This is a genomic window from Hyalangium versicolor, assembly GCF_020103695.1.
Lineage (GTDB): Bacteria > Myxococcota > Myxococcia > Myxococcales > Myxococcaceae > Hyalangium > Hyalangium versicolor.
This window is the reverse complement of sequence record NZ_JAHXBF010000006.1, coordinates 149,369-174,134: the sequence shown is the minus strand read 5'-3', so window position 1 is coordinate 174,134 and position 24,766 is coordinate 149,369. Positions and strand designations below refer to the sequence as shown.

Here is a 24,766-nt window from a genome sequence, read left to right as displayed (position 1 = left end):
CCAGGAGATTGATGAGCCCTCCTCTCTCCATTTTGGATGTCATCCCCTTCCCGGAAGGCGCGACCAGCCACGAGGCGTTGCGCCGGAGCCTCGAACTGGTGCGCCTGGCGGATCGGTTGGGGTACACGCGCTACTGGTTCGCCGAGCACCACAATCTGGCCGGCATCGCGAGCACGACGCCGGAGATCATGATTGCGCTGGCGGCAGGGGCCACCACGCGCATCCGCGTCGGGTCCGGCGGGGTGATGCTGCCCAACCACGCGCCACTCAAGGTGGCCGAGGCCTTCAAGATGCTGGAGGCGCTGTACCCGGGCCGCATCGATCTGGGGATTGGCCGGGCGCCGGGCACGGATCCTCGGACGGCGCTGGCGCTTCGGCGGACGCGGGAGGCCCTGGAGGTGGATGACTTCCCGGAGAAGCTTGTGGAGTTGATCTCCTTTGGGAAGAACCAGTTCCCGCCGGGGCACCCGTTCGGCCCGGTGAAGGCGCTCCCGGAGGATGTGCCGCTGCCGCCCATCGTGCTGCTGGGCTCGAGCGGGTTCAGCGCGCAATTGTCGGCCCGGCTGGGGATGCCCTTTGGCTTCGCGGCGCACTTCAGCCCCGAGCCTCCCGATGGGCCGATGCTGGCCTACCGGGAGCAGTTCATTCCGGGTGTGCTGGAGAAGCCCCATTCCATCCTGACGGTGTCGGTCGTCTGCGCTCCGACGGATGCGGAGGCCGAGCGCCTGGCCTCGAGCATCGTCCTGTCCTTCGTGCGGGCTCGGACGAACCAGCGTGCGAGGCTGCCGAGCCCCGAGGAGGCGCTGGCCTATGTGTACTCGCCCTTCGAGCGAGAGGTGGCGGAATCCATCCGGGCGATGCAGATCTTCGGCTCTCCGGAGACGGTGAAGCGCCGGATCGATGCGCTGGTGGAGCGCACGTCCGCGGATGAGGTGATGGTGCTGACCAACACCTACGGCCATGCGGAGCGTCTGCGCTCCTACGAACTGCTGGCGGAGGCCTTCCTGCGCTGAGCCGCATGTGGCCACGATGGGTGATGGGGTAAGGGGACGAACCATGGAGAGACGACAGATCGGCTCGCTGTCCGTGTCGGTGGTAGGGCTGGGGTGCAACAACTTCGGGGTGAGGCTCGACGTCCAGGCGACGACGGCGGTCGTGGATGCAGCGCTCGAGGCGGGCATCAACTTCTTCGATACAGCGGACACCTACAGCGGAACGAAGGGTGAGGAGGTCCTCGGCCGTGCGTTGGGGAAACGCCGCGAGCAGGTAGTGCTGGCCACGAAGTTCGGGTCGAAGATCGACGAGCAGCGCAGGGGGGCGGCTCCCGCGTACGTCCGGCGGGCCGTGGAGGACAGCCTGCGCCGACTGGAGACGGATCGGATCGATCTGTACCAGCTCCACCGGCCGGATCCATCGGTGCCCATCGCGGACACACTGGGCGTGCTGGACGTGCTGGTGCGAGAGGGGAAGGTGCGGGAGATCGGCTGTTCTAACTTCTCGGCCGAGCAGATCCGGGAGGCGGCAGCGGCGGTGAAGCAGGGCGCGGCGCGCTTCGTGAGCGTCCAGAACGAGTACAGCCTGCTGAACCGTGAGCCGGAGCGGGAGGTGCTGCCCGAGTGCGAGCGCTCGGGCCTGGCGTTCATCCCCTACTTCCCGCTAGCGAGCGGTCTGCTGTCGGGGAAGTACCGGAAGGGCCGGCCGTTTCCTCCAGGCACGCGCATCACGGACGGTGGACGTTTCTCCAGCTTCCTCACGGAGGAGCGGGTCGAGAGGGTAGAGGCACTCGCCGCGTTCGCGGAGTCGCGAGGGCATACGCTGCTGGAGCTGGCCTTCTCGTGGCTGCTGGGGCGGAAGCCCGTGGCCACCGTGATTGCTGGAGCGACCTCGGCGGCCCAGGTGAAGGGCAATGCCGCTGCTACCGGTTGGAAGCTGACGGCTGCGGAACTCGCCGAAGTAGACCGGCTGCTCTCGTAGCGGAAGGAGCGTCCCGTTCCGGCAGCTCATCCCCAGGGCGAGCCTGAAGCAGGAGCCCGCTGGCGGCGGAGTTGAGCCGAACTGGTATGACAGGTGGACCAGCTGGTTCAGACCGGTTCAAAAGGGGTCTTCCTTGCTGTGCTCGACTGAGGCCCCGGGCCGGGTCTGAGGTGGCAGTCCGTCGGCGGCGGAGTTGGGTCGAACTGGTATGACAGGTGGACCAGTTGGTTCAGGGCGCGCCCGGAAGAGGCTCAGCTCCGCGGCCGAGCCCGTGCCATCCGCCGGACAGCCTCGCGCAACTCCGTCTCCTTCAGACCCGCGAAGCCGAGGCGCAGGGCGGGGAATGGCTGGCCATCGAACGTGTACTGACCGCCGTGGGAGAACCACACTCCCGCATCACGGGCACGCCTGGCCCAGACGGCGGCGTCGAGTTTCGGGGCGCAGCGAGCCCAGAGCGTCATGCCTCCGGCAGGCACGGTGAAATCGAGCGCACCGGACAGCTCCTGGCTCAGCGCCTCAACGAGGGCATCGCGGCGGGAAAGGTAGACGCCTCGCATCTTGCGAACATGGCGTTGGAGTTCGCCCTCTTCGAGCAACTCTGCAAGGGCGTACTCGGCGACGAGATCTCCCTGGCGCTCCACGACAGCGCGAATCGAGGTGGCGCGACGGATGAACGGCGTGGGCGCGAAGAGGAAGCCGACGCGCAGGCCCGGAGCGAGCACCTTGGAAAGCGTGCCCACATAGATGACGACATTGGCCTGGTCCGTACTGGCGAGCGGAAGGACGGGCCGACCGTCGTAGTGGAACTCGTGATCGTAGTCGTCCTCGATGAGGGCACAGCCCGAGGTGCGCGCCCAGGCCAGCAACGCGAGCCGACGCGCGGGAGAGAGCGTGACGGTGGTGGGGTATTGATGGTGCGGGGTGAGGTAGACAGCCCGAAGCCCCTGCCGAGCCGCCGCAGCCTCAAGCTTGTCCACGCGGAGGCCTTCGTCATCGACAGGAATGGGAACGAGCTGAGCGCCTACGGACCGGAGAGCCTGCCACGCGGGGTGATAGCCCAGGGCCTCCACGGCGACACGGTCTCCCGGACGCACGAGGGTACGGGCTGCGAGGTAGAGCGCGCCCTGGCTGCCTCGGGTGACAAGCAGGGAGTCCGGCGTCGCCGCGAGCCCGCGCACGGAGGCGAGCATCTGGGCCAGCGCGGCACGCAGGCGCGGGTGTCCCTGCGGCCCTGCGTAGTCGAGGAGGCGCTGACCTCCGAGCTTGAACGCCCGGCGCCAGGCCCGAGCGAGCACCTCGACAGGAAGGAGCCGCACATCCGGAGTCCCCGAGGCCATCACGAGCGCCCCGCGAGGGAACTCCTCTGTGTCCCGGCTCTCCAGAGGAGGCTCCAGAGGAAAGCCAACAGAATCGAGCTTCCGAGCGCGCGGGGTTTCAGTGAGAGGAGAGGGCTCCACGTCCGGGAGCGCAGCGGAGACAAAGGTACCTCGCGCGGGAGCCGTGAAGATCCACCCCTGGGCCTCGAGTTCCTGGTAGGCCGCGAGAACGGTATTGCGGTGGACGCGCAGCGTGGTGGCGAGCGCGCGGCTCCCCGGAAGCGCGGCCCCGGGCTTGAGCCGTCCGCGCCGGATGTCCTCCGCAAGAGCCCGGGCAATCTGGACGAAGAGCGGCGTCGGAGACGCCTCATCCAGCGGAACGCTCAACTCCCATCGAGCCATCTCCCTACTGCTCCGGCGTGCGCCCGCTCAGAATGGGAACGAGCCGCTGGCGAACTTCTCCCAGGAAGTCAGCCAGCCCGTTGGAGTCGCCGCGCTCCTCCAGCACATCGAGGGCCGTCTCATTGATACACTGGCGCTCGCGCTCTGCCTCTCCCAGGATCAGCTCATTGAGCGCACGCTTGATGTCGGTCTTCGCACCGTGCTTGCGCGCGTCCAACTCGTGGGACTTGAGGATGGGATCCAAGGAGAGACGTGCTCGAAGCGCTTGAAGGCGCGCGACCTCCTCGGGGTTTTGAGGCTGAAAGCCCGCGAGTACCCACGCTTCTCGCTTGGGGTGCGCGACGCCAATGACGACCTTGAAAGGCCAAGGCTTGTCATCCCTCGCTTGTTCGAGCCCCACGCGCCGCCGCGCGTCACCATCACTGTCACGAACGAGGAGGACGGCATGCGGACGCCGGCTCATGGCGGCAAAGAGCAGAAGAGCCTTGCGTGCCATGAAGGCATCGGGTGCACCCGGCTTCCCGTTGAACTGGCCCCAAGTGCTCTCTCGAAGTCCCAAGCGTTCCGCCTCAGCTCGCACGGAAGCCCACTTCAAGAACGGGTCTGTCGAACCGAGCCCCCGCCATTGTCGCTGGGAGTCCAGCATCTCAGGCCCAAGCCAGTCGATGCTGGCCAGTAATGCGCGGTCCGCGAGATCACACGCTGTCAGTTGGTCCGCGCGAGCCTCGCAGACGATACCAAACTCGTAAGCGGGCTCACTCGCTGGCACTGGCATCGCCCGCCTTCTCCAGCCAACTCTCGCCCACGGTGCTCCAGAACTCTCCCGGGCTCATCAGGTCCTTCCACTTCTCGAACTCGGGATGGGCGGTGAGTTTCTCGCAGCGAGCGAACCCGTTCTCCGCAAGGAAGGTCATCCGAACCTCTTTTGGATCGAGGTAGTTCAAGATGAACGGGGAGTGGCTTGTCGCAACGATTTGCAGCTCAGGGTCGCGCTTCTGGATGGAGCGCAGCACTTCAATGAGTTTGGCTTGAGCCGCAGGGTGAAGCGCCAGTTCGACGTCGTCCAGTAGTACGAGCCGAGGACGGGCGGGCCCTCGGAGTACTGTAAGCAATCCAAGCACCATGAGGGTTCCTTCGCCTGCGGCTGTTGCCGGAACCCCCTTAGCGCCTTTCATGTCGAGCACAACCTGATTGCCCCAAAGCTTGGATGGAAGCTTGTCCGAGCGATGGGTACCATCTGGCGCGTTCGCCACAATGGCTCGATCGATTCGAATACGCCTGACGGCTGGCACGACCTGCTTGAGCGCCTGCTCAATCTCTTCGAAGATCTCGTCCTGACTCAGCTTGAGGTGGGCAAGAACAGACGCAAGTCCCGAGCCGTCTGATTGAATCTCAGGAACAGGCTCTTCGCTGTATGAGGCCTCCGCAAGCTTCCGTGACTCGAATCGCAAGACCGCAGTCGAGGTCAATGCGCGACGGAACTCATGCAGTGGAGGGTCGTAAACCGGTTGTCCCTCGTCTTTGGGAGGTGGAAACGACTTCTCATTCCATTGCCCTGAGATCGAGAAAAGCAGGCTGACGTGCCCATTATCTCTGGCCAGTACTCCCGGTTTGCTGGAGACCCGTGCCATTCCCTCCGTGTCCTTCCATCTGCCAGAGATGGTCAACTCCACGGGGGCACTGACACCGTACGACTGGAGTTCCTCCTGGGGGTAGCGCTCCACAATATCGGGAGTTTCCATCATCCCCCCAAACTGGGAGATGAAACGCAGCCCATCCAACAGCGTGGTCTTTCCCGAGGCATTCGGGCCCACCAGCACCGTGAAGGGCTCCAACTCCACGTCCAGGGAGCGGTACGCCTTGAAATTGCGGAACGACACCTTCCGGATCATCAGCGGCCCCTCCCCTGGAACGTCGCTCAGTTCTTCGTGAGCGGCCGGTAGCGGATGCGGTGCGGCTGCAGGGCGTCAGCGCCCAGACGCTTCTTCTTATCCGCCTCGTAGTCCTCGAAGTTGCCCTCGAAGAAGAACGCCTTGCTGTCTCCCTCGAACGCCAGGATGTGCGTCGCGATGCGGTCCAGGAACCAGCGGTCGTGGCTGATCACCACCGCGCACCCCGCGAAGCTCAGCAGCGCATCCTCCAGGCTCCGCAGCGTCTCCACGTCCAGGTCGTTCGTCGGCTCGTCCAGCAGCAGCAGGTTGCCACCGCTCTTCAGCATCTTCGCCAGGTGCACCCGGTTGCGCTCGCCACCCGACAGGTCCTTCACCCGCTTCTGCTGGTCCTGTCCCTTGAACGCGAAGCCCGCCAGGTATGCACGGCTGGGGATCTGCCCGGCCCGCCCCAGGTCGATGTGGTCCAGCCCGCCGCTCACTTCATCGAACACCGTCTTGTCACCCGCCAGCGCGTCGCGGCTCTGGTCCACGTACGCCAGCTTCACCGTCTCGCCCACCTTCAGCTCGCCCGCGTCCGGCGTCTCCACCCCGGTGATCATCCGGAACAGCGTCGTCTTGCCCGCGCCGTTCGGTCCAATCACCCCGACGATTCCACCCGGCGGCAGCTTGAAGTTCAGCTCGTCGATGAGCAGCCGATCTCCGAAGGCCTTGCGCAGCCCCTTGGCCTCCACCACCAGCCCACCCAGCCTCGGCCCGGGCGGAATGGTGACTTCACCCGTCGGCTCGCGCTTCTCCTGCGTCTGGTTGAGCAGATCCTCGTACGCGGAGATGCGCGCCTTGCTCTTGGCCTGCCGCGCCTTCGGACTGGCGCGCACCCACTCCAGCTCGCGCTTGAGCGTCTTCTGCCGATGGCTCTCCGCCTTCTCCTCCAGCTCCAGCCGCTTCTGCTTCTGGTCCAACCACGACGAGTAGTTCCCCTTCCAGGGCACCCCCTCGCCGCGGTCCAGCTCGAGGATCCACTCGGCCACGTTGTCCAGGAAGTACCGGTCGTGCGTGATGCACACGATGGTCCCCTTGTAGTCCTTCAGCGCCTGCTCCAGCCACGCCACGCTCTCGGCATCCAGGTGGTTGGTGGGCTCGTCCAGAAGCAGCAGGTCCGGCTTCTCCAGAAGGATGCGGCACAGCGCCACGCGGCGCTTCTCACCACCCGACAGCTTCGCCACGTCCGCGTCGCCCGGAGGCAACCGCAGAGCGTCCATCGCCATCTCCAGCGTGCGGTCCAGCTCCCACCCGTTCGCCGCGTCGATGGCGTCCTGCAGCTTGCCCTGCTCAGCCAGCAGCTTCTCCATCTCCGCGTCGCTCATCGGCTCGGCGAACTTCGCGGACACCGCGTTGAAGCGGTCCAGCAAGTCCCGCACGTTCTTCAGGCCCAGCTCCACGTTCCCCTTCACGTCCAGCGTGGGCTCGAGCTGGGGCTCCTGCGGCAGGAAGCCCACCCGAGCACCCGGGTCCGGCTTGGCCACGCCGAAGAACTCCTTGTCCACGCCCGCCATGATGCGCAGCAGCGTCGACTTACCCGAGCCGTTCGGGCCGATGACGCCGATCTTCGCGCCCGGGAAGAAGGACAGGTAGATGCCCTTGAGGATGTCCTTCCCACCCTTGACCTTGCGCAGGTCCTGCATGGTGAAGATGAAATTCTGGGCCATCGGGTTCTCGTGCCTCCAGGTGGACGACGTACCTACGTGGAACGGTGGCGGATACTAAGGAGGAAAGCCCAGCGCAAGGAACTCTCCCACCCACCCACCGGAGGAGAACATCCCGCCCGCCCCCGCGATGCCCGTCAGGGCCTCAGCGGCGCAGCCGGCCCCAGAGCGACTCGGCCGTCATGTACGCGAAGTCCGCGTCCCCGAACCGCACCAGGTCCCCGTCCTGCACGAAGAACTCCTTGTGCGGCGCCAGCGGGTGCCCGTTGATCTGCGTGCCGTTCATGGACGCCAGGTCCACCACCGTGCAGCTGTCCGCCTTCCCGTGCCAGCACAGCCGCGCGTGCTCCTTCGACACCGATGGGTCATTGATGACCAGATCGCAGCTCGGCAGCCGCCCCACTGTCAGCACGTCCGTGCTCCGCAACGGCGGCAGGCTGGCCACCAGCAGCTCGTCGAAGCGCAGCATCACCGCCAACTGCATGGCCTCCAGGCTTGGCCCCGTGGCCAACAAGGTGCTTTGCGCCCCCATCCGCATCGCCATCTGTTCCACCACCGGCCGGGGCGGCTTCTGCACCAGGACGAAGGGGCCAATCTGATTGCAGAAGAAGGCCTCCGTGAGTTGCGAAGCCAACGACCGCAGTTCCCGCACATTGAGCATGGACGCGCAGTGTAGCGCCAGACTTCCTGGAGGTGCTAAAGCCCGGCCTCCTCTATGCCAGCCCCCGTCCTCGAGCTTCAGGGCCTCACCAAGAGCTACGCCAAGCTCACCGCCCTGTCCGACGTCAACCTCACCATCCAGCCCGGGGAAATCTTCGCCCTCCTGGGCCCCAATGGCGCCGGGAAGACGACGCTCATCGGCTCCATTTGCGGCCTGGTGAAGAAGACGAGCGGCCGCATCCTCCTGTTCGGCAAGGACCTGGACCAGGACTCCGTCGGCCCTCGCTATGACGTGGGCCTGGTCCCCCAGGAGATCAACTTCGACCCCTTCTTCACCGTCGCCGAGTCGCTCCACATCCAGCTCGGCTACTACGGCCGCCCCCGGGACGAGGCCCGCGTGGACGAGGTGCTCACCGCCCTCAACCTCCAGGCCAAGAAGGACGCCGTCACCCGCGCCCTCTCTGGCGGCATGCGGCGTCGGCTCCTCATCGCCAAGGCCCTGGTGCACCGCCCCAAGCTCGTCTTCCTCGACGAGCCCACCGCCGGCGTGGACGTGGAGCTACGCCGCGACTTGTGGACCTACGTGCGCAAGCTGGCCGCCGAGGGCACCACCATCGTCCTCACCACCCACTACCTCGAGGAGGCCGAGGAGCTGGCCGACCGCGTGGGCGTCATCAATGATGGGCGCCTGCTCCTGGTGGAGGACAAGCACTCCGTCATGCGCCGCTTCGGCGAGCGCCGCCTCGTCGTCACCTTCGAGCAGCCCCAGGCCGAGCTGCCCGAGGCCAGCCGCCGCTTCAACGCCACACTCTCCGAGGACCGCCGCACGCTCACCTATGTCGAGCGCGAGGGCACCCCGCCCTCCGGCGAGTTGCTGCGCGCCCTCTATGCCCAGGGCCTGCCCATCTCCGACGTGGAGACGCGCCGCTCCCGCCTGGAGGACGTGCTCATCGAAATCCTCCGCGGCCGCCCCCAGAAGCCCGCCTGAGCCGACTCCGAGCCCCTATCCGCCCCGCCCCGATACCTATGAACACCCTTGGGATGAAGACGCTGTTCTCGAAGGAGGTCCGCCGCTTCATGCGCGTGCCGGGCCAGACCGTCCTCTCGCCGCTCATCAGCACCACGCTCTACTTCATCGTCTTCGGCTACTCCATCTCCACCCGTGTCCACGAGGTGGAGGGCGTGCCGTACCTGTCCTTCATCGTCCCGGGCCTCATCTTCCTGGGCATCGCCAACAACGCCTTCCTCAACTCCAGCTCCTCGCTCTTCATCACGAAGATTCAGGGCACGGTGGTGGACCTGCTGGTGGCCCCACTGGGCCCCGGCGAGCTGATGGCCGGCTTCATCGGCGGCGCCATGGTGCGCGGGCTCGTGGTGGGCGGGCTCACCTGGGCGGTGGCTTCCATCTTCACCGGCTTCAGCCTCCAGCACGCCCTGGTCGCCGTGTACTTCCTGCTCATCGCCTCCTACGTCTTCAGCGTGCTGGGCATGCTGGCGGCCGTGTGGGCCGAGAAGTTCGAGCAGATCAACTTCTTCCCGACCTTCGTCATGATGCCGCTCACCTTCCTGGGCGGCGTCTTCTACTCGGTGCGCGAGCTGCCCTCGCCCTGGAACCACATCAGCCTCTTCAACCCCATGGTCTATATGGTGGAGGGCCTGCGCTACGGCATGCTTGGCCGCAGCATCTTCCCGCCCCTGCTCGGAGGCGGCATCCTCCTGGGGCTCGCCGTGGTCGCCACCGCCGTGGCCTACCTGGCCCTTCGCTCCGGGTACAAGCTGAAGGCCTGACTTTCAGTGTCCACTGGGGGGCATCCCAACCCCTCGGGACTGTCCGCTTCCTCGCTTGGGGGGCGGATAGAAAGACGGGCTTTCACGGATTGCTAGAGACCAGAGTATCGTAGAGTGAGAAATGGCCGTCGCATTCGGTAAGTACGAGCTTCTGCGCAAGATTGCCTCCGGCGGCATGGGCCAGGTGTTCCTGGCGCGTGAACGCGGCGCCGTCGAGCGTCTTGTGGTGCTCAAGCTCATCCTCCCGCACCTGGCCGAGGATGAGGAGTTCCTCACCATGTTCCTGGAGGAGGCGCGGCTGGTGGCCCGTCTCCGGCACCCCAACCTCGTCACCATCCTGGAGTTGCTGGAGGTGGAGGGGCGCCACTGCCTGGCCATGGAGTTCGTGCAGGGCGACGACGTGCGGCGGTTGGACAAGCAGGCCCGGCACAAGGGCCGCCTGCTGCCGCCCGGCGTGGTGCTGCGCGTCATCTCCGAGGCCGCCTCGGGGCTGGACTGTGCCCACAAGGCCCGGGACGCCCAGGGCCAACCGCTGCGGCTGGTGCACCGGGATGTGTCCCCGCAGAACATCCTCGTCGGCTTCGACGGGGCGGTGAAGATCATCGACTTCGGTGTGGCCAAGGCCGCCGGCAGCAGCCACCAGACGGCCACCGGAGTGCTCAAGGGCAAGTATCCTTATATGTCTCCGGAGCAGGCCTCCGGGCAGTCCATTGATGCGCGCAGCGATCAGTTCGCTCTGGGCGTGGTGATGTGGGAGCTGCTCACTGGCCGGCGCCTCTTCAAGGGCGAGACGGACCTGATGACGCTGCGGCTGGTGAAGGATTGCCAGGTGCCGCTGCCCTCGCAGATCAACTCCACGCTGCCGCCCGGGCTGGATGACGTGGTGATGCGCGCTCTCGCGCCCACCCCGGACAAGCGCTACCCGGACTGCGGCGCGCTCCGGCTGGCCCTGGAGGACTACATCATCCAGCTGCGGCTGCCAGCCAGCACCGCGCACCTGTCCGCGTACCTGCGCGAGCTGTATGCCGAGCGCATCGCCGCGGAGGCGGACCCCGCGAAGCTGGACGCGCTCGCCGAGGACGCGGACCTGGACTCGAAGGAGAAGTCCAGCCCCTCCGGGCGCAGCCGCTCCGGGCTGCCGGGCCATCCGTCCACGCCCTCGCGCGCCGCGCAGCCGGGTACGCGCTCGCGCCACAGCGTGGATGCCCTCATCGGCCCCGCGCCCACGCCCCGGCACGAGCAGACCCGAGGCACGCAGTCACTCGGCAAGCCGGACGGTGCCTCCCGCCGCTTCCCCGTGGTGCCGGTGGCGGTGGGGTGCGCGGCGGTGCTGGTGATTGCCGGTGCCGCCATCGTGCTCCTGCGTCAGAACCCCGCGCAGGCGAATCCGGCTCAGCAGCCGGTGCAGGTCGTCACTCAGCCGACGCAGCCGGGGGACTCCAAGTCTCCGCAGCCGGGGGATCCGAAGCCGCCCGAGACGAAGCCCGAGCCGCGGAAGGTGGAGCTGGCGCTCGACACCCAGCCCACGGGTGCGTCCGTGCAGCTCGACGGACAGCCGCTCGGGGTGACGCCGCTGAAGCTGTCTCTCGCGCCGGATGCGCCGCCCGCGTCGGTGACGCTGTCGTTGGAGGGGTACTCGCCTGCGACGCGGCAGGTGTCCGCCGCGAACGCCCCCACCCTGCTCGTGGAGCTGGAGCGGCGAGCCACCAACACCGTGAAGCCTCCGCTCAAGAAGCCCACGCCGCCGAGCAACTCCTCGCTCAACATCAAGAAGGGCCGCTGAGCCGGCCCACGTGGGTCCACGGGCATCCAGTCACTGGGGCGCGGTGGAACTGAAGCGTGCGCGCAGTGGGCGACGTGGCAGGTGCGCGTGGCGGACACGACGTCGGGTGTCGTCGCCACTGAGAACAGCACTGCCCTAACGTGGGCCCTCCAGGCAGTGCGAAGGGGGGCTTCTCATGAGAATGGCTGGGAACCGGGCCCTGCCGCCACGAGGCTGTGGCGTGGGGGCGTTGGCTCTGCTGGCGTGGATGCTGGCCACCGGCTGCGCCACGGTGCCAGTGCCGCCGGGCTCGGAGGTCTTCTACCAACTGCGGGCGCACCGCCGAGAGCTGGCGCTGCGCTGGGGCGCAGTTGCTCCCGCAGCACCAGGGCCCTCGCTGCAGGCAGAGAGAGGCGAAGCGACATCCCCGTGTGGCCCCGAACCACAGGGCTGGCCGCAAGAGGCCAGCAGCGATGAGGAACTGCTGGCACCGCTGCTGGCGTGCCCCTCGGTGAGCGAGTACCTGGCGTTGCAGCGCGGCGTGGGCATGGCACGGCTGGTGGATCGGTTGGGGGACTGGAGCGCGGTGCGGCTGGGCGCTCTGGGGCCGCTGGTGGACGCCCAGGCCTCTCGGGCCCTCGTCTCCAGGCGCGCTGCCTTCCTGCTCCAGGCCACGCGGGACTACAGCGCCTACGCCCAGGTGTTCGCCCTCTTCATTGTCCACACCAGCTTCGACGACGAGTTGCAGCAACTGCTGCGGGTGCTGGCACAGGACAAGGAGCTGAGCCAGACGCTGGGGCACATGGAGGCGGTGCGCCGGGAGCTGGCGCGGCGCGGCCTGAAGCTCTCCGATTATCCGGAGCGTGCCGAGCAGGGCTCGGACGTGCTGCGCGGGCTGGGCAAAGCCGCCGCGGACGCGCTCAACAGCAGCCCCGTGAGCGATGGGGCGCGCTACGCGAACATGGCCGTGCAGCTCCAACAGTTGCCCCCGGTCTACCAGCAGGCCGCCTGGGCGCTGGAGCGCGCGCTGGCCGAGGAGCACTTCTCCGCCTCCAACATGCCGCTGGGCGCCTTCGATCAGCTCACCTTCGGGGTACCGCTGGGCTTCTACCACCTGGCTGCGGGTACGGCGCACGGACTGGGGGAACTGGCGGAGAGGCAGTACGAGCAAGCCACGCGGGAGCTGGCGCCGGCGGCGCTGCTGGTGGCGCTGCACGCACAGGGCAAGGTCGCCCGCGCCTCACGAGGAGGAGCGCGGCTCTCCCTCCCGGAGCTGAGGCTGGAGGCGCTGCGGAGTGTGGCGTGGCAGCTGACGGAGCGGCTGGGAGTGGAGGGCGTGGGAGAGCTGGCCCGGTACGTGCGCGCCAGCCGAGAAGCGGCGGTGCTGGTGGGCGCCGGAGGCGAACAGGCCGCCGTGGCGCTGTGCGAGGCCCAGGGCAACGTAGGGCGGGCGCAAGCATGGCTGGCCGAGGCACGCACCGAGCGTCCGGGGGCTCCCGAGCCGAAGGCCGCCGCTGGAGAAGCGTTGGGCGGCCTGGCTTCGCTGGTGGACGAGGCGGCCGGCCTGAGCGCGGAGGTGCTTCAGACCAAGCTACAACTGGCCGAGTTGGAGGCGCAGGGCCCGCGCCTGCCGACGGACGTGGCGCTGCTGAAGAAGCTGCACGCCACGCTCTCCACTCCACCGCCGGGAGTGCCGGAGGGCTACGCGCTGTGGGAGGACTATCGCGCCTACCGGCAGGCGCGGCTCACGGAATTGGAGCAGGGCCAGGCCACAAAAGGGCCGCTGCGGTGGGAAGCCTACGAGCGGATGCACGGGACGTTCGCCCGAGGGCTGGCCTTCGAGCGTGCCACGGTGGAGGTGCTGCGCGGGGATGCCCACCTGCCGCGAGCGCAGCGCCAGTGGCTCCAGGACTTCCACCAGCCGCACATCGAGACACACGTGGGCCTGTCCAAGCCAGGCGTGCCCGGCCTGCGCTACGTGGACGCGCTCGTCATCGAGGAGCAGCCTCCCGCAGGCCAGGCACCTCGCGTGGAGACCTTCAGCTTCAAGAGTCGCTACCTCCGAGCGTTGGAGGAAAAGTCCCTGGGCGCACAGGTAACAACGGATGCCCGAGCGGCCCTGGACTTCTATGGGGGGACGGTGGACATTCGGCGGCCTGCGCTCCGACAGACTGCTGTGGTGCAGCGCATCCGCCTGGTCTACGAGGGGGGCATCCTCTTGCCGGAGAAACGCAATGGCTTGGACAGGGCCGTGAAGGCCGCGAAGGAGGAAGCTCCGGGCGTGGAGGTGCTGTTTCGATGAAGTTTCTGACGATGAAGGACCTGGATGTAGAGGACAGCCTTGACCTCTCCTGGGACGGGACTTTCGACTTCCAGTTGGACACCGAGCGCGCACTGACGCCTTTCTTCGAGGCATTGGAGGAGTACGCTGGGGAATGGATGCCAGACGTCGTCGAGGGCAAGCGCCGCCGCAAATACTCCCGTGCGGCCGTCTGGAAATCCTGGGCGGAGGAGCGCGGCAAGTCCACGTCGAGCATCGGGCTCTATCACACCACTTCTCCCTTCATGTCATCGTCGCTCTGGTGCGGGCTGGTTCAGTCCCCCCGACCGCTGTCTGTCTCCCTCCATGTGCAACCGCTCACCTTCTTCAACGAGGAGGAGCGTTGCCGAAGGTTCGTGGAGCTGGTGCGCGCCTGGTCCTCCCACTACCCCGTGTCTCATGCCATCGCCCACAGCGGGGCCGATGAGCACCTTGCAGGCTCGCCCGACTACGGCCGCGATCAGCAGACCTCGCTGCGTGATGGCTTCGACAAGATCTACGACGTGTGCTGGCTCAACGTCTTCGGGCCTGCGTTGGTAGAGAAAGTGGGCCGTGAGCGCATGCTCTCCACGCCGGTCCACCGCGTGGAGGAGCTGCCCAACGGCTCCATCCTCTTGGTGACGTGGCCCACCGCCGCTGACTTTACGAGCGAGGAGGCCCGCAAGGCCCAGGCCCGGGCGCACGTGCACCTGCGTCCGGAGCTGGACTACGACACCGTGCTGCGCGCGCTGCACGAGCGCAACGCCGCTTTCGTCCCCGTCGAGCCGCGCTTCCCGCCGGAGGTGGCCCCCTTGTTCGCGCGCCTGGTGGAGGAGGCGGGCGTGGCCAGGCGCCAGCAACAGGTGGCCGAACTCAACGCCCACCCGCCCCCCGAGCCCGAGGAGTGGCTGCCCACCCACGCCGCCTTGCCCTCGGACGTGCCGGACATGAAGGCCGCCCTGGAGCACTACTCGCTGCTGGCCGAGTACACGGTGGCCATGCGCCACACCGAGGTGCCCTCGCTCTTCAAGCTCAGCCCCGAATCCCTCACCGACCTCGACTTCCACCTCTGGTGGGAGGACTTCCCCCGCATCTTCGAGCGCCACCTCATCGACCAGCGCGCGATGCCCAGCGTGGGCGCCTACCTGGGCGAGGTGCTGGTGCGCCACCTGGGTGGCCAGTGGATTCCTCGCAAGAAGCTGGAGGAGGCCCAGGTGCGCGTGGGCCAGCGCGTGTGGTTGCCCTTCGTGCGCGCCTTCAAGTACCTGCGCTCGCGCCAGTCCCTGCTCGACTTCTCCCTCACCCAGCTCTACCGCACCGCCGAGCGCTACCAAGGCTGACGCGCCCGGTCATCCTGATGGGCTCTACGCCCGCCGCTCAAACGCGGGGCGGTGACTGGGCCACCAGCCGGCGGATGACCTCCGGATCGAACGGCTTGTCGATGCGCGGGTGAGAGTAGTTCTGCAGGAAGGCGCGCGCTCGCGCCGTGAAGCTGCCGCCCGTCATGAAGACGAGCCGCGGCAGGCACTCGGGGTGCTTCCTCGCCATCTCGGCGTGCACATCCATGCCCGTCAGGTCCGCCATCATCAAGTCACAGAAGATGCGGTCGAACTCCGAGTCCTGCTCCATCAACTCGAGCGCCTCGCGCCCGCTGTGGGACACCACCACCTCGTTGCCCCGGCCAATGATGCGCCGCATGACCGAGGCAATGCCCGGCTCGTCGTCGATGACGAGCACCCGTTTGCCCTGCACGGACGAGAGCTCCTGCGCGGCGGCCAGCGACGGCACCACCACCTCCGTCTCCGCGCCCCGCGTGGGCAGCACCACACGGAACGTGCTGCCCTTGCCCGGCGTGCTCACTGCCGTCAGCTCTCCGCGCAGCGCCCGGATGATGCCGTGACAGATGGAGAGCCCCAGCCCGGTGCCCTCACCCTGGGGCTTGGTGGTGAAGAAGGGCTCGAAGGCGTGGGCCAGCACATCCGGCGACATGCCCTTGCCCGTATCCGTCACCTCCACCACCACCTGGTGCTCACGCGTGTACGTGGTGAGGACGATGCGGTGCTGCGCCGAGTCCCCCTCGGGGATGGCCTGCGCCGCGTTGACGAGCAGGTTGAGGAACACCTGGCCCAGCTTCGCCTCGTTGGCCCATACCCGCGGCACCGTCCCCAAGCACTTCACCACCTGCGCGCGGTAGCGGATGTGGTTCATCGCCATGGCGAGGCTGAACTCCAGCGCCGCGTGCACGTCCACCGGCCGCAGGTGCACGTCGTCGCCTCGGGCGAACGTCTTCAAGTCCCGGACGATGCCGCGCATCCGCTCGGCGCCCTCGCGCGCCTCCTCCAGCGCCTCGGCCGTCTCCTTCAGCGCCTCGCGCACCGGCTCATCCGGCAGGGTGGTGATCTGCTCCAGCGCGAAGTGGATGTTGCCCATCACGAAGGACAGCGGGTTGTTGATCTCGTGCCCCACGCCGGCCGCGAGCTGGCCCGCCACGGCCAGCTTCTCCGACTGGACGAGCTTCTCCTGGGCCGTCATCAGCTCTCGCGCGCGCTGCCGGGCCAGCTCCTCGGCCTCCAGCCGCGCCGAGTGCTCTCGCTCGAGCAACGCATCGCGCTCCCGCTCCGCCCGCTTCCGCTCGGTGGAGTCCCGGAAGAAGATGGCGATGCCCGTGCCAGACGGGTACGCGTGCACGTCCAGCCACACGCCGTCCACGTACTCCAGCTCGAACGAGGCCGACTCCCGGTCCACCATCACCCGACGGAACTCGCGCTCGGCGATGGTCCCCTGCAGCTCCGGGCAGGTGGCCCACAGGTCCCGGCCGAAGAGCTTCTCGCGCGGCATGCCCTTGAGCGCCAGCGCGATGCGATTGATGTACGTATAGCGCCACTGCTCATCCACGGAGATGAAGCCCTCGGGCAGGTTCTCGAGGATCTCCACCATCCGGTCGCGCGTCTCGCGCAGTCCCGTCTCCGCGCGCCGGGCGGCGGTGATGTCCCTCAGGCGCACCAACACGCCATCGCGGAACCGGGCCACGGTGGCCTGCAACCACCCATCGAATCCCTCGCACGAGTGCGGGAACACCTGCTGGCAGGACTCGCCCGTCTCCACCACTTGATGGAAGGCCTCGAACTGGCCCGCGAGCCCGAGCTCCGGCGGCACCTCGTGCAGCCTGCGCCCCACCAACCCGCCCACGCGCCAGCTCAGCACGCGCTCCGCGGCGGGGTTGGCGTAGATCCACTCGAAGTCGATGATGAAGCCATCCAGGTCTCTCACGGCGCGCAGCGCCATGCTGCCCTCGGGATGGGAGTGCTCCACCTCCACCAGCACTCGCAGCGCTTCATCCGCTTCCCAGCCGCATACACCTCGGAAGAGCTTCGGGGACTCGAAGAACACTGCCTTGGGCATGTCTGGATCCTCCAACGCGCGACATCCGACCGTGAGCGGAGCCACAGCCTCCGCACACCCGCAAGCCTACCCGCTTGCCCTTGGGGAAACAGCCAGCCTCCCCCCTCGACAACAGCCGCATCTGAACAGACAAAGAGTGTGAGGAGTTAACTGCACCTCACCGCCTTTTCAAGATTGCGGCGTCGGCAGTGCAGCCGACCGCCGAGGCTGGATTTCCCGCATGTGCAGGCTCTCGGAGCCCACATGTCTGTCGTTGCTCAAGCGGAATCCTGCAATGCAGCTACCCGAGCGGATGGAGTAACAATGGACCCACCGCCGCACTCAGCTCGGCAGGCGCAGCACCAGGGCTGACGGGCCCTCCATGCGGATGACGCCCTCGCGCAGGGGCGGCACCTCGACAGAGCCGCCAAAGCGGGGAGCCTCGCTCCACAGCACCACCTGGGCCTTGGCGCTCTCGGGGAACGAATGCTCCAGCGAGCCCTTCACGTTGATGAAAACGAGGAGCCGCTCCTCCACGGTCCGGCGCTCGAGGACGAGCGCGTTCTCGCCCAGGACTCGCGCATCATGATTGCCCCGGCGACGCTGCGTGAGCGTGGGCTCGGTGGCGCGCAGCCGCAGCAACTCCCGGTAGAGCGCACGCACCTGGGCATGCGGGGGACGCTCGGCCTCACTCCAATCGAGGCGGGAGCGCTCGAAGGTGTCGCGGGCCTGGGGATCCGGCACCGTATCTCCCGCGAAGCGAGCGAAGCCCGCGAACTCCTTGCGCCGGCCCTCGGTGACGAGCTTTCCCAGCTCCTCGTTGTGGTCCGTGAAGTAGAGGAAGGGCGTGCTCGCGTTCCACTCCTGCCCCATGAAGAGCAGCGGCGTGTACGGCGAGAGCAACAGCAGCGCGCTCATGGCGCGGAAGGCCGCCGGGGACACATCGTGCCCGAGCCGCTCTCCATGAGCGCGGTTGCCCACCTGATCGTGGTTCTGGATGCAGTGCACCAGCCCCCGAGGCGGCAGCCCGCTGGCCGAGGTGCCTCGGGCATGGCCCAGGTTCTTGGACTCCTGGCCCTCGTAGAACCAGCCCTGCCGGAGCGTGCGCGCGATGTCCTCCGCGCTGCCGGTGTAGTCCTGGTAGTAGCCCTCGCTGTCTCCCGCGAAGGCCCGGCGCAGCTGGTGGTGGAAGTCGTCCGCCCAGACGCCATCCAGCCCCATGCCTTTATCGGAGGCGGGATGCAGCAGCCGGGCCTCGTTGCGCTCGTCCTCGGCGATGACGAGCACCCGCCGATCCAGCGCGGAGGAGCGGGCCCGGGAGACGATCTCCTTCAGCAGGTGCGGCGAGCTGTCATCCACGATGGCGTGCGCCGCATCCAGCCGCAGGCCGTCCGCGTGGAAGTCGCGGATCCACATCTCCACATTGGAGAGCACCATCTCGCGCACGGGCGCGGAGTTCTCGCCGTCGTAGTTGACGGCCTCGCCCCACGGGGTGTGGTGCCGACCGGTGAAATAGTGCGGCGAGTAGCAGCGCAGGTAGTTCCCGTCCGGACCGAAGTGGTTGTAGACGACGTCGATGACGACGGAGAGCCCGTGCGCATGCGCGGCGTCGATGAGCCGGCGCAGCCCCGCGGGGCCGCCGTAGACGTGGGCCGGCGCGAAGAGATCCACGCCGTCGTAGCCCCAGTTACGCGAGCCCGGGAAGCTGGCCAGCGGCATGAGCTCCAGGGCGGTGACGCCCAGCTCGCGCAGCCCCTTCAGCTTGGGGATGAGCGCCTCGAAGGTGCCCTCGGGCGTGGCCGTGCCCACGTGCACCTCATAGATGACGAGCGACTCGGGATCCGGGCCTCTCCAGCCCACATCCGTCCACTCGAAGTCCGGCACCACGACTTCGGAGGGCCCGTGAACGCCGAGCGGCTGTGCTCGGGACCAGGGATCCGGGAAGGGGCCCTCTCCGTCCACGCGCAGCTTGTAGCGCACGCCCGCTCCGGCGCCCTCGAGCACGGCGCCAAAGCAATCCCCGGGCTCCGGCCCCATGGGCAGCACCCGGCCTGGCTTGCCCTCCGCGTCATGCAGGACCACGTCGACCTGCCGATGACCCGGCGCCCAGACGCGCCACCGCACCCGGTTTCCCGGCTCCACCCAGGCGCCCAGTCGAGGCACCGCCGCCCGTGACTTCTCCGCTCGCTCCATGGGCATCTCTTTAATGCTCGTCTCTCTTTCCGAGGAGTACTGTCCACGCCTACTCGAGCTGGCTCCGAGCCTGGGTGTTCACTGGTAGGCGCGACCTGCAAGGCAGTAAAGGGCTTTTCCTTCAAGGAGAGGGGCGCGGTGCTGCGGTTCCAGGCATGGCCCACTGCCTTCACAGGTCTCGAAACGGTCACACAGTCAACCTGCCGGCCACGGCTGCAATGGCCGCAACAGCCCAGCCCGATCCAGCAGCTCGTGGATGCGAGCAGCCAGCGCGACGTGCTCTGGGCTGGACGCGGTGAACCGCTCGGGGGTGAGGATGACCAGGGTGCCCTTGTCCTCCACAGACTCGATATGCACAGGAGCGGGCAGAGGGGGCACTGCGCCGCGCAGCCGCGAGAAGTACATTACCCAGCCTACCGAGGCGCCGGCGGGCATGACCTTCTCCGATATGAGGTCATCGTATTGGTGTGATGCGACCACTCCCCACTCCGGGTCCCAGGCCAGGGCCATGGCGCGCAGCACCTCGGTCATCACGGGAGCGGTCAGCATCCGTTCGCTGATCGGCCCCTCCGCGTAGGGCCTGAGTACGCAGGCTGAGGAAACCCTGAGGTGCGCTGAGCCGCACCTCCCGTCAACGCCGGACGTTTCGTCCAGGTCGTCACCCGTCCACAGGTTGAATGAGAAGCTGTCACCGATCTGGTTTTCCTTCCGCGCGAACAGCTTCTGGAAGCTCGCCGCGTCTGTAGCGAACTGGAGTTCTCGTGCCTCTTCGAAGGAGTCCGCCGGCTCATACCAGCGAGTCCACGCCGGGTCGCAGCGCCCCAGGAGGTGGAAGAAGCGCGCAGCGCGCCGTGCGCAAGCCTCGGCAGACTCAGGACGGGCGAGCCAATAAGAGCCAGCGTAATACGTCTCGATCAATGGCGACTCGCGGATACCTGAAAAGGGCCAACTACTCAGGGCCCACGCAATGTGCTGCGGTATCAGTCCGGCGAGTCCGACCGGGCAGGGACAGCTCACCGGAACGAGTCAACGACGTCGACCCCTGCACTCGAGAACTCGACAATGGCTGTCCCGGGTTTTGACCCGGGGCGTTTCCTCAGTTGGCCCTTCGAGAGTCGCGCCATGGCGCAGATGGGAAACTTCTCCTGATGAGGTGGGTGTGCTTCGTAGTACCGGACGACGACCTGCGGACCACCCGTCCAGACTCGCCCATAGAGCCTCGTGGATCGGCCGAGCGGACCGAGTTCCTCGGTCAACATGCTCTCGATGGGCCCCTCATAGAGCGTGATGGGGCTGACATGGTCTTGATTGATGTCGAGTTCAACCCACGCGCCATCCCCCACGTGCAGGCCCAAAATCCGCATTGCCTGGAGCGCGTCCTTTGGACAGTCCTCCGGCCCAGGGCTCCCGTCCAGGCGAAGCGAGACATCGCCTGGGGTCGTCGCGCAACCGAGTAGCGTGAAGAGCAGGAGGATGGAGCAGGCGAGGAAAGCACGAGTCAGGGTCATGAAGGGAGGATCTACCTCCGCGTGATCTGCTGTTCCAGGACGACCTGGACCTGCTGCATTCCGTCCGAGCGGAAGAGCTCGAGGGCAAGTTTCTCGGGCCCTTGTTTCGAATCGAAGACGCTATCATCCGCCACGATAGCAATCCGCCCGGATGCTCCCGGGGCGATCTCCGCCTTCTCCTCTCGTAGAGCAAACGGCCTCGGTTCCCATCCGACCAGTGTCGACAAACGGGCCTCCCCGAGTTTCCAAAGTTCCGAAGGGTCCTGGTTGACGACGGCGAACAGGACGGCCGTTTTCTGCACGGTCTTGCTCGTCAATACCCGAACCGTCACCTCTACCCCCTCACCTTTGAGCACCCACTTCTGCTCCTGATCAAACGGGGTCAACTTGAGACCGCCGTTGGCCAGAAGCTGGGCGAGGGCATGATTCACCGAGACCTCTTCCTTATGGTAGCGCTCGTTCTCCTCCCGGAGCTGTCGCTCCCTTCGTTCAGCGTCGGAAACGCGAGAGCGCAGCGCATCCAGGGACTCGCGGTCGGGAAACACGTTGACCTGCTGATCGACCCGCCCACTCTCCCGCGCCGTCACGGTGAAGGGCAGCTCCGTTCCATCCGCCAAGGTCACTTGGAGGAGGAACTGGTCCTCGGGCGTCATCCGCTGAAGCGGCACCAGCACGACCGAGCTGCCGCCCGCCAGCAGCGGCTCGAACCAGCCCTTCCACCCCAGCAGGCTCGTCCGCGCGGGATCGACAGCCTGCTCGAAGCGGAGGACGGTAGCGACACGTCCGCCGACGTAGACCCGTGGGACCCTGTCTCGCGGATCACTGGAGAGGTAGAGGCTCCGCGCACGGGGCTGGTCGTCCTGGGCCATCGCCACGGACGCAACGAGAACAGCGAGCAGGGCAAACCGGGAGGGTAGGAAGTTCCGCATCGTGCGGGGTAACCTATCAGATTGGCCTCGAGGTTCCACGCCAGAGGACAAAGGCTCACCCGGGACGTTCTGGAGCCCTGCGGAAACAGCATGTGAGGCTTGGCTATCGGCCAGGTCCGCCCACGAGACCTGTGGTGCCTGGGGGTAGAGCCTGCGCGTTGAGGTTCTGAGCGGCCCGAGCGCGAGCCGGCCTTTGCGGTTCCCTGCGACTGTCAGTCTCTTGGTCATGGCTGTCCTCGTCGCGCCTGGGGCGCACGCCGCTGACGAGACGAGCCATGTACGGGCCGTGGTATCCGAGTGGAGTACGACGCGCCTACTTCGGGCCGTGGCCCTGCTCACCAGTCACGCCTCACCGCCAACGATCCGGAAAGCGAAGTCATCCTGCTCATCATCCCTGAGCAAGAAGGTGTGCATTAATGATGCAAGAGATGAAGGGGCTACTGCTGGAGGACCGCTGGGCGCCTGTCACCGAAGAGATAGGCTTTCTGGAAGTGGGGGCAGAGCAGGCGGCGCAAACCTTCGCCACGTGGCAGCGAGGACTGGTCACGTCCCGTGACTTCACCATTGAGCTGCTCCCCATCTCGGGCACCTTGGAGCAAGTCCTCTCCCGCCTGCTGCCCCTGAGTGGCGGGGAGAACCAGCGATACCTGTTCATCCCGACGCGCAGCACCTGGGCTGCCTACGTCGAGAACCAGTGGACTGGAACGGATGCCGCCAGCCCCATGAGCGTCATGGCCCGGAAGCTGAGCATCCGGTGCCTGCGGGTAGTCGCCGTGCCCCACACGCTGCGCGGGGACCGAGGCCGCTATGGCTCGGTGATGCTGGATGTGTTCGGCCCGCAGCAGCCGGGGAAGAGCCTCAACTATGTACGCTCCATCTATGCGGCGAACGATGGAGGACGATGGACCTTCGGCCACTCCGGCGAGCCCTTCCCCTTCGAGCAGGTGGAGCAGTACCAGGCGCGCCGGGTGAGGGACCGCTTCACCTTTGAGATGCTCAAGGACTACCTGCTCCACCTGGGTCTGTCCTCCTTCGAGGAGGACTTCTACATGCCGCCGGGCCTCAGCGCGTGGCTCATCCAGAAGACGGGCCCCTCCACCACCGCCGGGCGGGAGTACACCCTGGAGGAGGCCCGCGCCGCTCGCGTGCTGTGACGCGCCCAGGCGGAGGACTGGCCACTCGGCTCGCCTCCCAGAGCAGCCAGCGGAACAGGCCATCGGCGCTCCTCTCGATGAGCGGCCGAGGGGCCTTCGCGGACGGCCTCGTGCCCACGCCGTCCTTACGCTGAGTGGGAGACGCCGGAGGCCGCCATGCACCACACTCGAGAAATTCCTCGCGAGGTCTGGTCTGACTACCTGACCCTGTTGAGCAGCATCACCCGCGCGCAGGGAGTCCGTATCGAGGCTTCCAGCCCGGAGATAGGAGAGCAGCCGCTGGCCCAGCGCCTGCCCCTCATCGACATCTCCTTCGTGGAGAAGGGCAGCGACCAGGGAGCGATTGAAATCACCGTGGGCCGTCCCGGGGAGGAGATCACCCACCGCATCTTCAGCCCCAACCACATCTACGCGGACGAAGGCGAGAGCGGCGAGTTGGAGTGCCTGGACATCGAAGACGAAGAGCACACCAAGACGCTCATCTTCTTCGAGCCCTCCCAGGCCATCGACGAGCTCTCGGGCTCCCAGCCCTCCCCCTGACGGGAGGGGAGACTGCGAGGGGCGAGCCCCCAAAGGAGCTCGCCCCTGTGGTTCCCCCCCACCACTGCTTGTTTGACCCAAGCCCTCCCGAATCGGCCACACCGCGAGCGCGGGCTGGGCGTGTGTGTGGAAAACGACAAGGGCCGGCACCGCCCTCCTCGTGTCAGGAGTGCGACACCGGCCCTCGCAGCGGGCCGCGAATCATGCGGCCCGTGTAGAAGCGGGAAGAGCGCTTACGGGTACAACGAGCGGGCGCCGCTCTTGTCGAGGCTCGTCAGCACGAGGTCGCCCGTGTTGGTGCCGGCGCACTGGGGGTAGTGCATCACGGACTTCGCGTCGTAGGAGGTCAGCGCGCGCCACTGGGCGTCCTCGTAGCAGCCGGTGCTGCTCAGGCGGGTGTGCTCGTGGCGGAAGCCGATGGTGTGGCCCAGCTCGTGGCGCAGGATGCCGGCCAGCGTGTAGGGCGAGATGCTGCCGAACGAGCTGGAGTCGATGAGGACGTTGCGGGCCGAACGGCTGGAGTTCGGGAAGAACGCGCGGGCCAGATAGCCCTGGCCGCTGACCTGGCGCACGTCGAACACGACGCCCGTCTGGCTCGCGGTGCAGTTGCTGTCGTAGGTGCTGGAGTGAACGAAGTTGACGTTGGCCGTGGCCTCCCAGGCCGCGGTGGCGCTGTTCATCGCCGTCACCACCGTGTTGTAGCGCGAGCCGAAGCTGCTGCTGCTCACACAGTAGGTGATGTTGCGCGCCGCGGTGGAGCTCCACTTGATGTCACCGCCCACATAGTAGACAGCCAGCGAGCCGGAGTGCGCGCCGACGCCCGGCGCCACGTTGTTGTCGTAGTACGACTGCAGCTCGCTCTCCTCGAGGGCGATGTCGTGATCGAAGATGTACTTGCCGTCCGGGAAGTTCTCCTGGGTCAGCGAGGCCTTGAACTCCTCGAACGACATCGGCGCCTGCTCCTGCGGCATCTCCTCCTGGGAGCCGCAAGCCACGCCGAGAAGCGCCACACCCGCAACCATCGCAACGGAACGGAACTTGAGCATCGGTCTTCCTTGGGAACACATCGGGGGATTGCGCCGGACGCCCGGGACACCTTCAGCCGCGTCCGGCGCGCGCTGTCCCATGAGCAACTCTCAGGCCAGGAGCCTCGACTAACGAAAAATCAATGTTTACCCGGGAGGGCATGACAAGCCCGGAGCGCTCAGGCTCCACGCACCCCTGCTGAAATTGCCAAGCCCTTTGACATAGCGTCCGCCAAATCA

20 protein-coding genes are annotated in these 24,766 nt (G+C 67.0%); 9 read left to right on the top strand and 11 right to left on the bottom strand.

Features of this window, described 5'->3' with window-relative positions; genetic code table 11:
• Positions 1–11 precede the first annotated feature (11 nt).
• A complete protein-coding gene (locus KY501_RS14570; protein ID WP_224363537.1) occupies positions 12–1,013 on the top strand; it encodes an LLM class flavin-dependent oxidoreductase in 1,002 nt (333 codons plus the stop codon).
• Positions 1,014–1,056: 43 nt separating this feature from the next.
• Positions 1,057–1,974: an aldo/keto reductase gene (locus KY501_RS14565; RefSeq protein WP_224363536.1), complete on the top strand. Its 918-nt coding sequence runs from the start codon at positions 1,057–1,059 to the stop codon at positions 1,972–1,974.
• A 251-nt stretch (positions 1,975–2,225) separates the two neighbouring features.
• Here KY501_RS14565 and pdxR read toward each other — a convergent pair whose 3' ends face one another.
• From pdxR to KY501_RS14540, 5 genes are all read right to left on the bottom strand, one after another.
• Positions 2,226–3,692 carry a MocR-like pyridoxine biosynthesis transcription factor PdxR gene (gene pdxR, locus KY501_RS14560; RefSeq protein ID WP_224363535.1) on the bottom strand — a complete coding sequence of 489 codons (1,467 nt, stop codon included), beginning with the start codon at positions 3,690–3,692 and terminating at the stop codon, positions 2,226–2,228.
• 4 nt (positions 3,693–3,696) lie between these two features.
• Positions 3,697–4,188 (bottom strand): hypothetical protein, encoded by a 492-nt coding sequence (locus tag KY501_RS14555; protein ID WP_224363534.1) that lies wholly within the window; start codon positions 4,186–4,188, stop codon positions 3,697–3,699.
• Positions 4,189–4,447: 259 nt separating this feature from the next.
• Positions 4,448–5,584: an AAA family ATPase gene (locus KY501_RS14550; RefSeq protein ID WP_224363533.1), complete on the bottom strand. Its 1,137-nt coding sequence runs from the start codon at positions 5,582–5,584 to the stop codon at positions 4,448–4,450.
• Between the two features lie 26 nt (positions 5,585–5,610).
• The gene (ettA, locus tag KY501_RS14545) at positions 5,611–7,290 is read right to left on the bottom strand and encodes an energy-dependent translational throttle protein EttA (protein WP_224363532.1); all 1,680 of its coding nucleotides are present in this window, start codon (positions 7,288–7,290) and stop codon (positions 5,611–5,613) included.
• Positions 7,291–7,432: 142 nt separating this feature from the next.
• The gene (locus KY501_RS14540) at positions 7,433–7,921 is read right to left on the bottom strand and encodes an FHA domain-containing protein (protein WP_224363531.1); all 489 of its coding nucleotides are present in this window, start codon (positions 7,919–7,921) and stop codon (positions 7,433–7,435) included.
• 81 nt (positions 7,922–8,002) lie between these two features.
• Between KY501_RS14540 and KY501_RS14535 the strand changes: the two genes are divergently transcribed.
• From KY501_RS14535 to KY501_RS14515, 5 genes are all read left to right on the top strand, one after another.
• Entirely contained in the window at positions 8,003–8,935 is a 933-nt protein-coding gene (locus KY501_RS14535; protein WP_224363530.1) for an ABC transporter ATP-binding protein, read from the top strand.
• 53 nt (positions 8,936–8,988) lie between these two features.
• Positions 8,989–9,735, top strand: coding sequence for an ABC transporter permease (locus KY501_RS14530; protein ID WP_255636550.1), 747 nt, complete (start codon positions 8,989–8,991; stop codon positions 9,733–9,735).
• A 121-nt stretch (positions 9,736–9,856) separates the two neighbouring features.
• Complete coding sequence (locus KY501_RS14525) at positions 9,857–11,518, top strand: serine/threonine protein kinase (protein WP_224363528.1); 1,662 nt, start codon at positions 9,857–9,859, stop codon at positions 11,516–11,518.
• Between the two features lie 175 nt (positions 11,519–11,693).
• On the top strand, positions 11,694–13,799 hold the full coding sequence (locus KY501_RS14520; protein ID WP_224363527.1) for a hypothetical protein: 2,106 nt from the start codon (positions 11,694–11,696) through the stop codon (positions 13,797–13,799).
• Positions 13,796–15,136, top strand: a complete 1,341-nt coding sequence (locus tag KY501_RS14515; RefSeq protein ID WP_224363526.1) for a hypothetical protein — start codon at positions 13,796–13,798, stop codon at positions 15,134–15,136. The genes KY501_RS14520 and KY501_RS14515 overlap by 4 nt, the downstream gene beginning before the upstream one ends.
• A 37-nt stretch (positions 15,137–15,173) precedes the next feature.
• On the opposite strand, the gene KY501_RS14510 is transcribed toward KY501_RS14515, so the two are convergent.
• The 5 genes from KY501_RS14510 to KY501_RS14490 all read right to left on the bottom strand — a co-directional run bounded on the left by KY501_RS14510 (position 15,174) and on the right by KY501_RS14490 (position 21,807).
• On the bottom strand, positions 15,174–17,198 hold the full coding sequence (locus tag KY501_RS14510) for a hybrid sensor histidine kinase/response regulator (protein ID WP_224363525.1): 2,025 nt from the start codon (positions 17,196–17,198) through the stop codon (positions 15,174–15,176).
• Positions 17,199–17,519: 321 nt separating this feature from the next.
• Complete coding sequence (treZ, locus tag KY501_RS14505) at positions 17,520–19,376, bottom strand: malto-oligosyltrehalose trehalohydrolase (protein WP_224363524.1); 1,857 nt, start codon at positions 19,374–19,376, stop codon at positions 17,520–17,522.
• A 189-nt stretch (positions 19,377–19,565) separates the two neighbouring features.
• The gene (locus KY501_RS54275) at positions 19,566–20,387 is read right to left on the bottom strand and encodes an immunity 52 family protein (RefSeq protein WP_373691604.1); all 822 of its coding nucleotides are present in this window, start codon (positions 20,385–20,387) and stop codon (positions 19,566–19,568) included.
• Complete coding sequence (locus KY501_RS14495) at positions 20,384–20,878, bottom strand: serine/threonine protein kinase (protein ID WP_224363522.1); 495 nt, start codon at positions 20,876–20,878, stop codon at positions 20,384–20,386. The genes KY501_RS54275 and KY501_RS14495 overlap by 4 nt, the downstream gene beginning before the upstream one ends.
• Before the next feature lie 11 nt (positions 20,879–20,889).
• Complete coding sequence (locus tag KY501_RS14490) at positions 20,890–21,807, bottom strand: DUF2381 family protein (RefSeq protein WP_224363521.1); 918 nt, start codon at positions 21,805–21,807, stop codon at positions 20,890–20,892.
• 428 nt (positions 21,808–22,235) lie between these two features.
• Here KY501_RS14490 and KY501_RS14485 point away from each other — a divergent pair, with 428 nt between their 5' ends.
• Both KY501_RS14485 and KY501_RS14480 read left to right on the top strand, forming a co-directional pair.
• The gene (locus KY501_RS14485) at positions 22,236–22,961 is read left to right on the top strand and encodes a hypothetical protein (RefSeq protein ID WP_224363520.1); all 726 of its coding nucleotides are present in this window, start codon (positions 22,236–22,238) and stop codon (positions 22,959–22,961) included.
• Positions 22,962–23,117: 156 nt separating this feature from the next.
• Positions 23,118–23,501, top strand: coding sequence for a DUF5335 family protein (locus KY501_RS14480; RefSeq protein WP_224363519.1), 384 nt, complete (start codon positions 23,118–23,120; stop codon positions 23,499–23,501).
• 233 nt (positions 23,502–23,734) lie between these two features.
• Here KY501_RS14480 and KY501_RS14475 read toward each other — a convergent pair whose 3' ends face one another.
• A complete protein-coding gene (locus KY501_RS14475) occupies positions 23,735–24,547 on the bottom strand; it encodes a M57 family metalloprotease (protein ID WP_224363518.1) in 813 nt (270 codons plus the stop codon).
• Between the last annotated feature and the right edge of the window lie 219 nt (positions 24,548–24,766).

What these genes read in the sequence shown, in the direction of transcription:
- KY501_RS14570 (WP_224363537.1), top strand. Translation starts at nt 12, where the DNA reads ATGAGCCCTCCTCTCTCCATTTTGGATGTCATCCCCTTCCCGGAAGGC.
- KY501_RS14565 (WP_224363536.1), top strand. Translation starts at nt 1,057, where the DNA reads ATGGAGAGACGACAGATCGGCTCGCTGTCCGTGTCGGTGGTAGGGCTG.
- pdxR (WP_224363535.1), bottom strand. Translation starts at nt 3,692, where the DNA reads ATGGCTCGATGGGAGTTGAGCGTTCCGCTGGATGAGGCGTCTCCGACG.
- KY501_RS14555 (WP_224363534.1), bottom strand. Translation starts at nt 4,188, where the DNA reads ATGGCACGCAAGGCTCTTCTGCTCTTTGCCGCCATGAGCCGGCGTCCG.
- KY501_RS14550 (WP_224363533.1), bottom strand. Translation starts at nt 5,584, where the DNA reads ATGATCCGGAAGGTGTCGTTCCGCAATTTCAAGGCGTACCGCTCCCTG.
- ettA (WP_224363532.1), bottom strand. Translation starts at nt 7,290, where the DNA reads ATGGCCCAGAATTTCATCTTCACCATGCAGGACCTGCGCAAGGTCAAG.
- KY501_RS14535 (WP_224363530.1), top strand. Translation starts at nt 8,003, where the DNA reads ATGCCAGCCCCCGTCCTCGAGCTTCAGGGCCTCACCAAGAGCTACGCC.
- KY501_RS14530 (WP_255636550.1), top strand. Translation starts at nt 8,989, where the DNA reads ATGAAGACGCTGTTCTCGAAGGAGGTCCGCCGCTTCATGCGCGTGCCG.
- KY501_RS14525 (WP_224363528.1), top strand. Translation starts at nt 9,857, where the DNA reads ATGGCCGTCGCATTCGGTAAGTACGAGCTTCTGCGCAAGATTGCCTCC.
- KY501_RS14520 (WP_224363527.1), top strand. Translation starts at nt 11,694, where the DNA reads ATGAGAATGGCTGGGAACCGGGCCCTGCCGCCACGAGGCTGTGGCGTG.
- KY501_RS14515 (WP_224363526.1), top strand. Translation starts at nt 13,796, where the DNA reads ATGAAGTTTCTGACGATGAAGGACCTGGATGTAGAGGACAGCCTTGAC.
- KY501_RS14510 (WP_224363525.1), bottom strand. Translation starts at nt 17,198, where the DNA reads ATGCCCAAGGCAGTGTTCTTCGAGTCCCCGAAGCTCTTCCGAGGTGTA.
- treZ (WP_224363524.1), bottom strand. Translation starts at nt 19,376, where the DNA reads ATGCCCATGGAGCGAGCGGAGAAGTCACGGGCGGCGGTGCCTCGACTG.
- KY501_RS14495 (WP_224363522.1), bottom strand. Translation starts at nt 20,878, where the DNA reads ATGACCCTGACTCGTGCTTTCCTCGCCTGCTCCATCCTCCTGCTCTTC.
- KY501_RS14490 (WP_224363521.1), bottom strand. Translation starts at nt 21,807, where the DNA reads ATGCGGAACTTCCTACCCTCCCGGTTTGCCCTGCTCGCTGTTCTCGTT.
- KY501_RS14485 (WP_224363520.1), top strand. Translation starts at nt 22,236, where the DNA reads ATGAAGGGGCTACTGCTGGAGGACCGCTGGGCGCCTGTCACCGAAGAG.
- KY501_RS14480 (WP_224363519.1), top strand. Translation starts at nt 23,118, where the DNA reads ATGCACCACACTCGAGAAATTCCTCGCGAGGTCTGGTCTGACTACCTG.
- KY501_RS14475 (WP_224363518.1), bottom strand. Translation starts at nt 24,547, where the DNA reads ATGCTCAAGTTCCGTTCCGTTGCGATGGTTGCGGGTGTGGCGCTTCTC.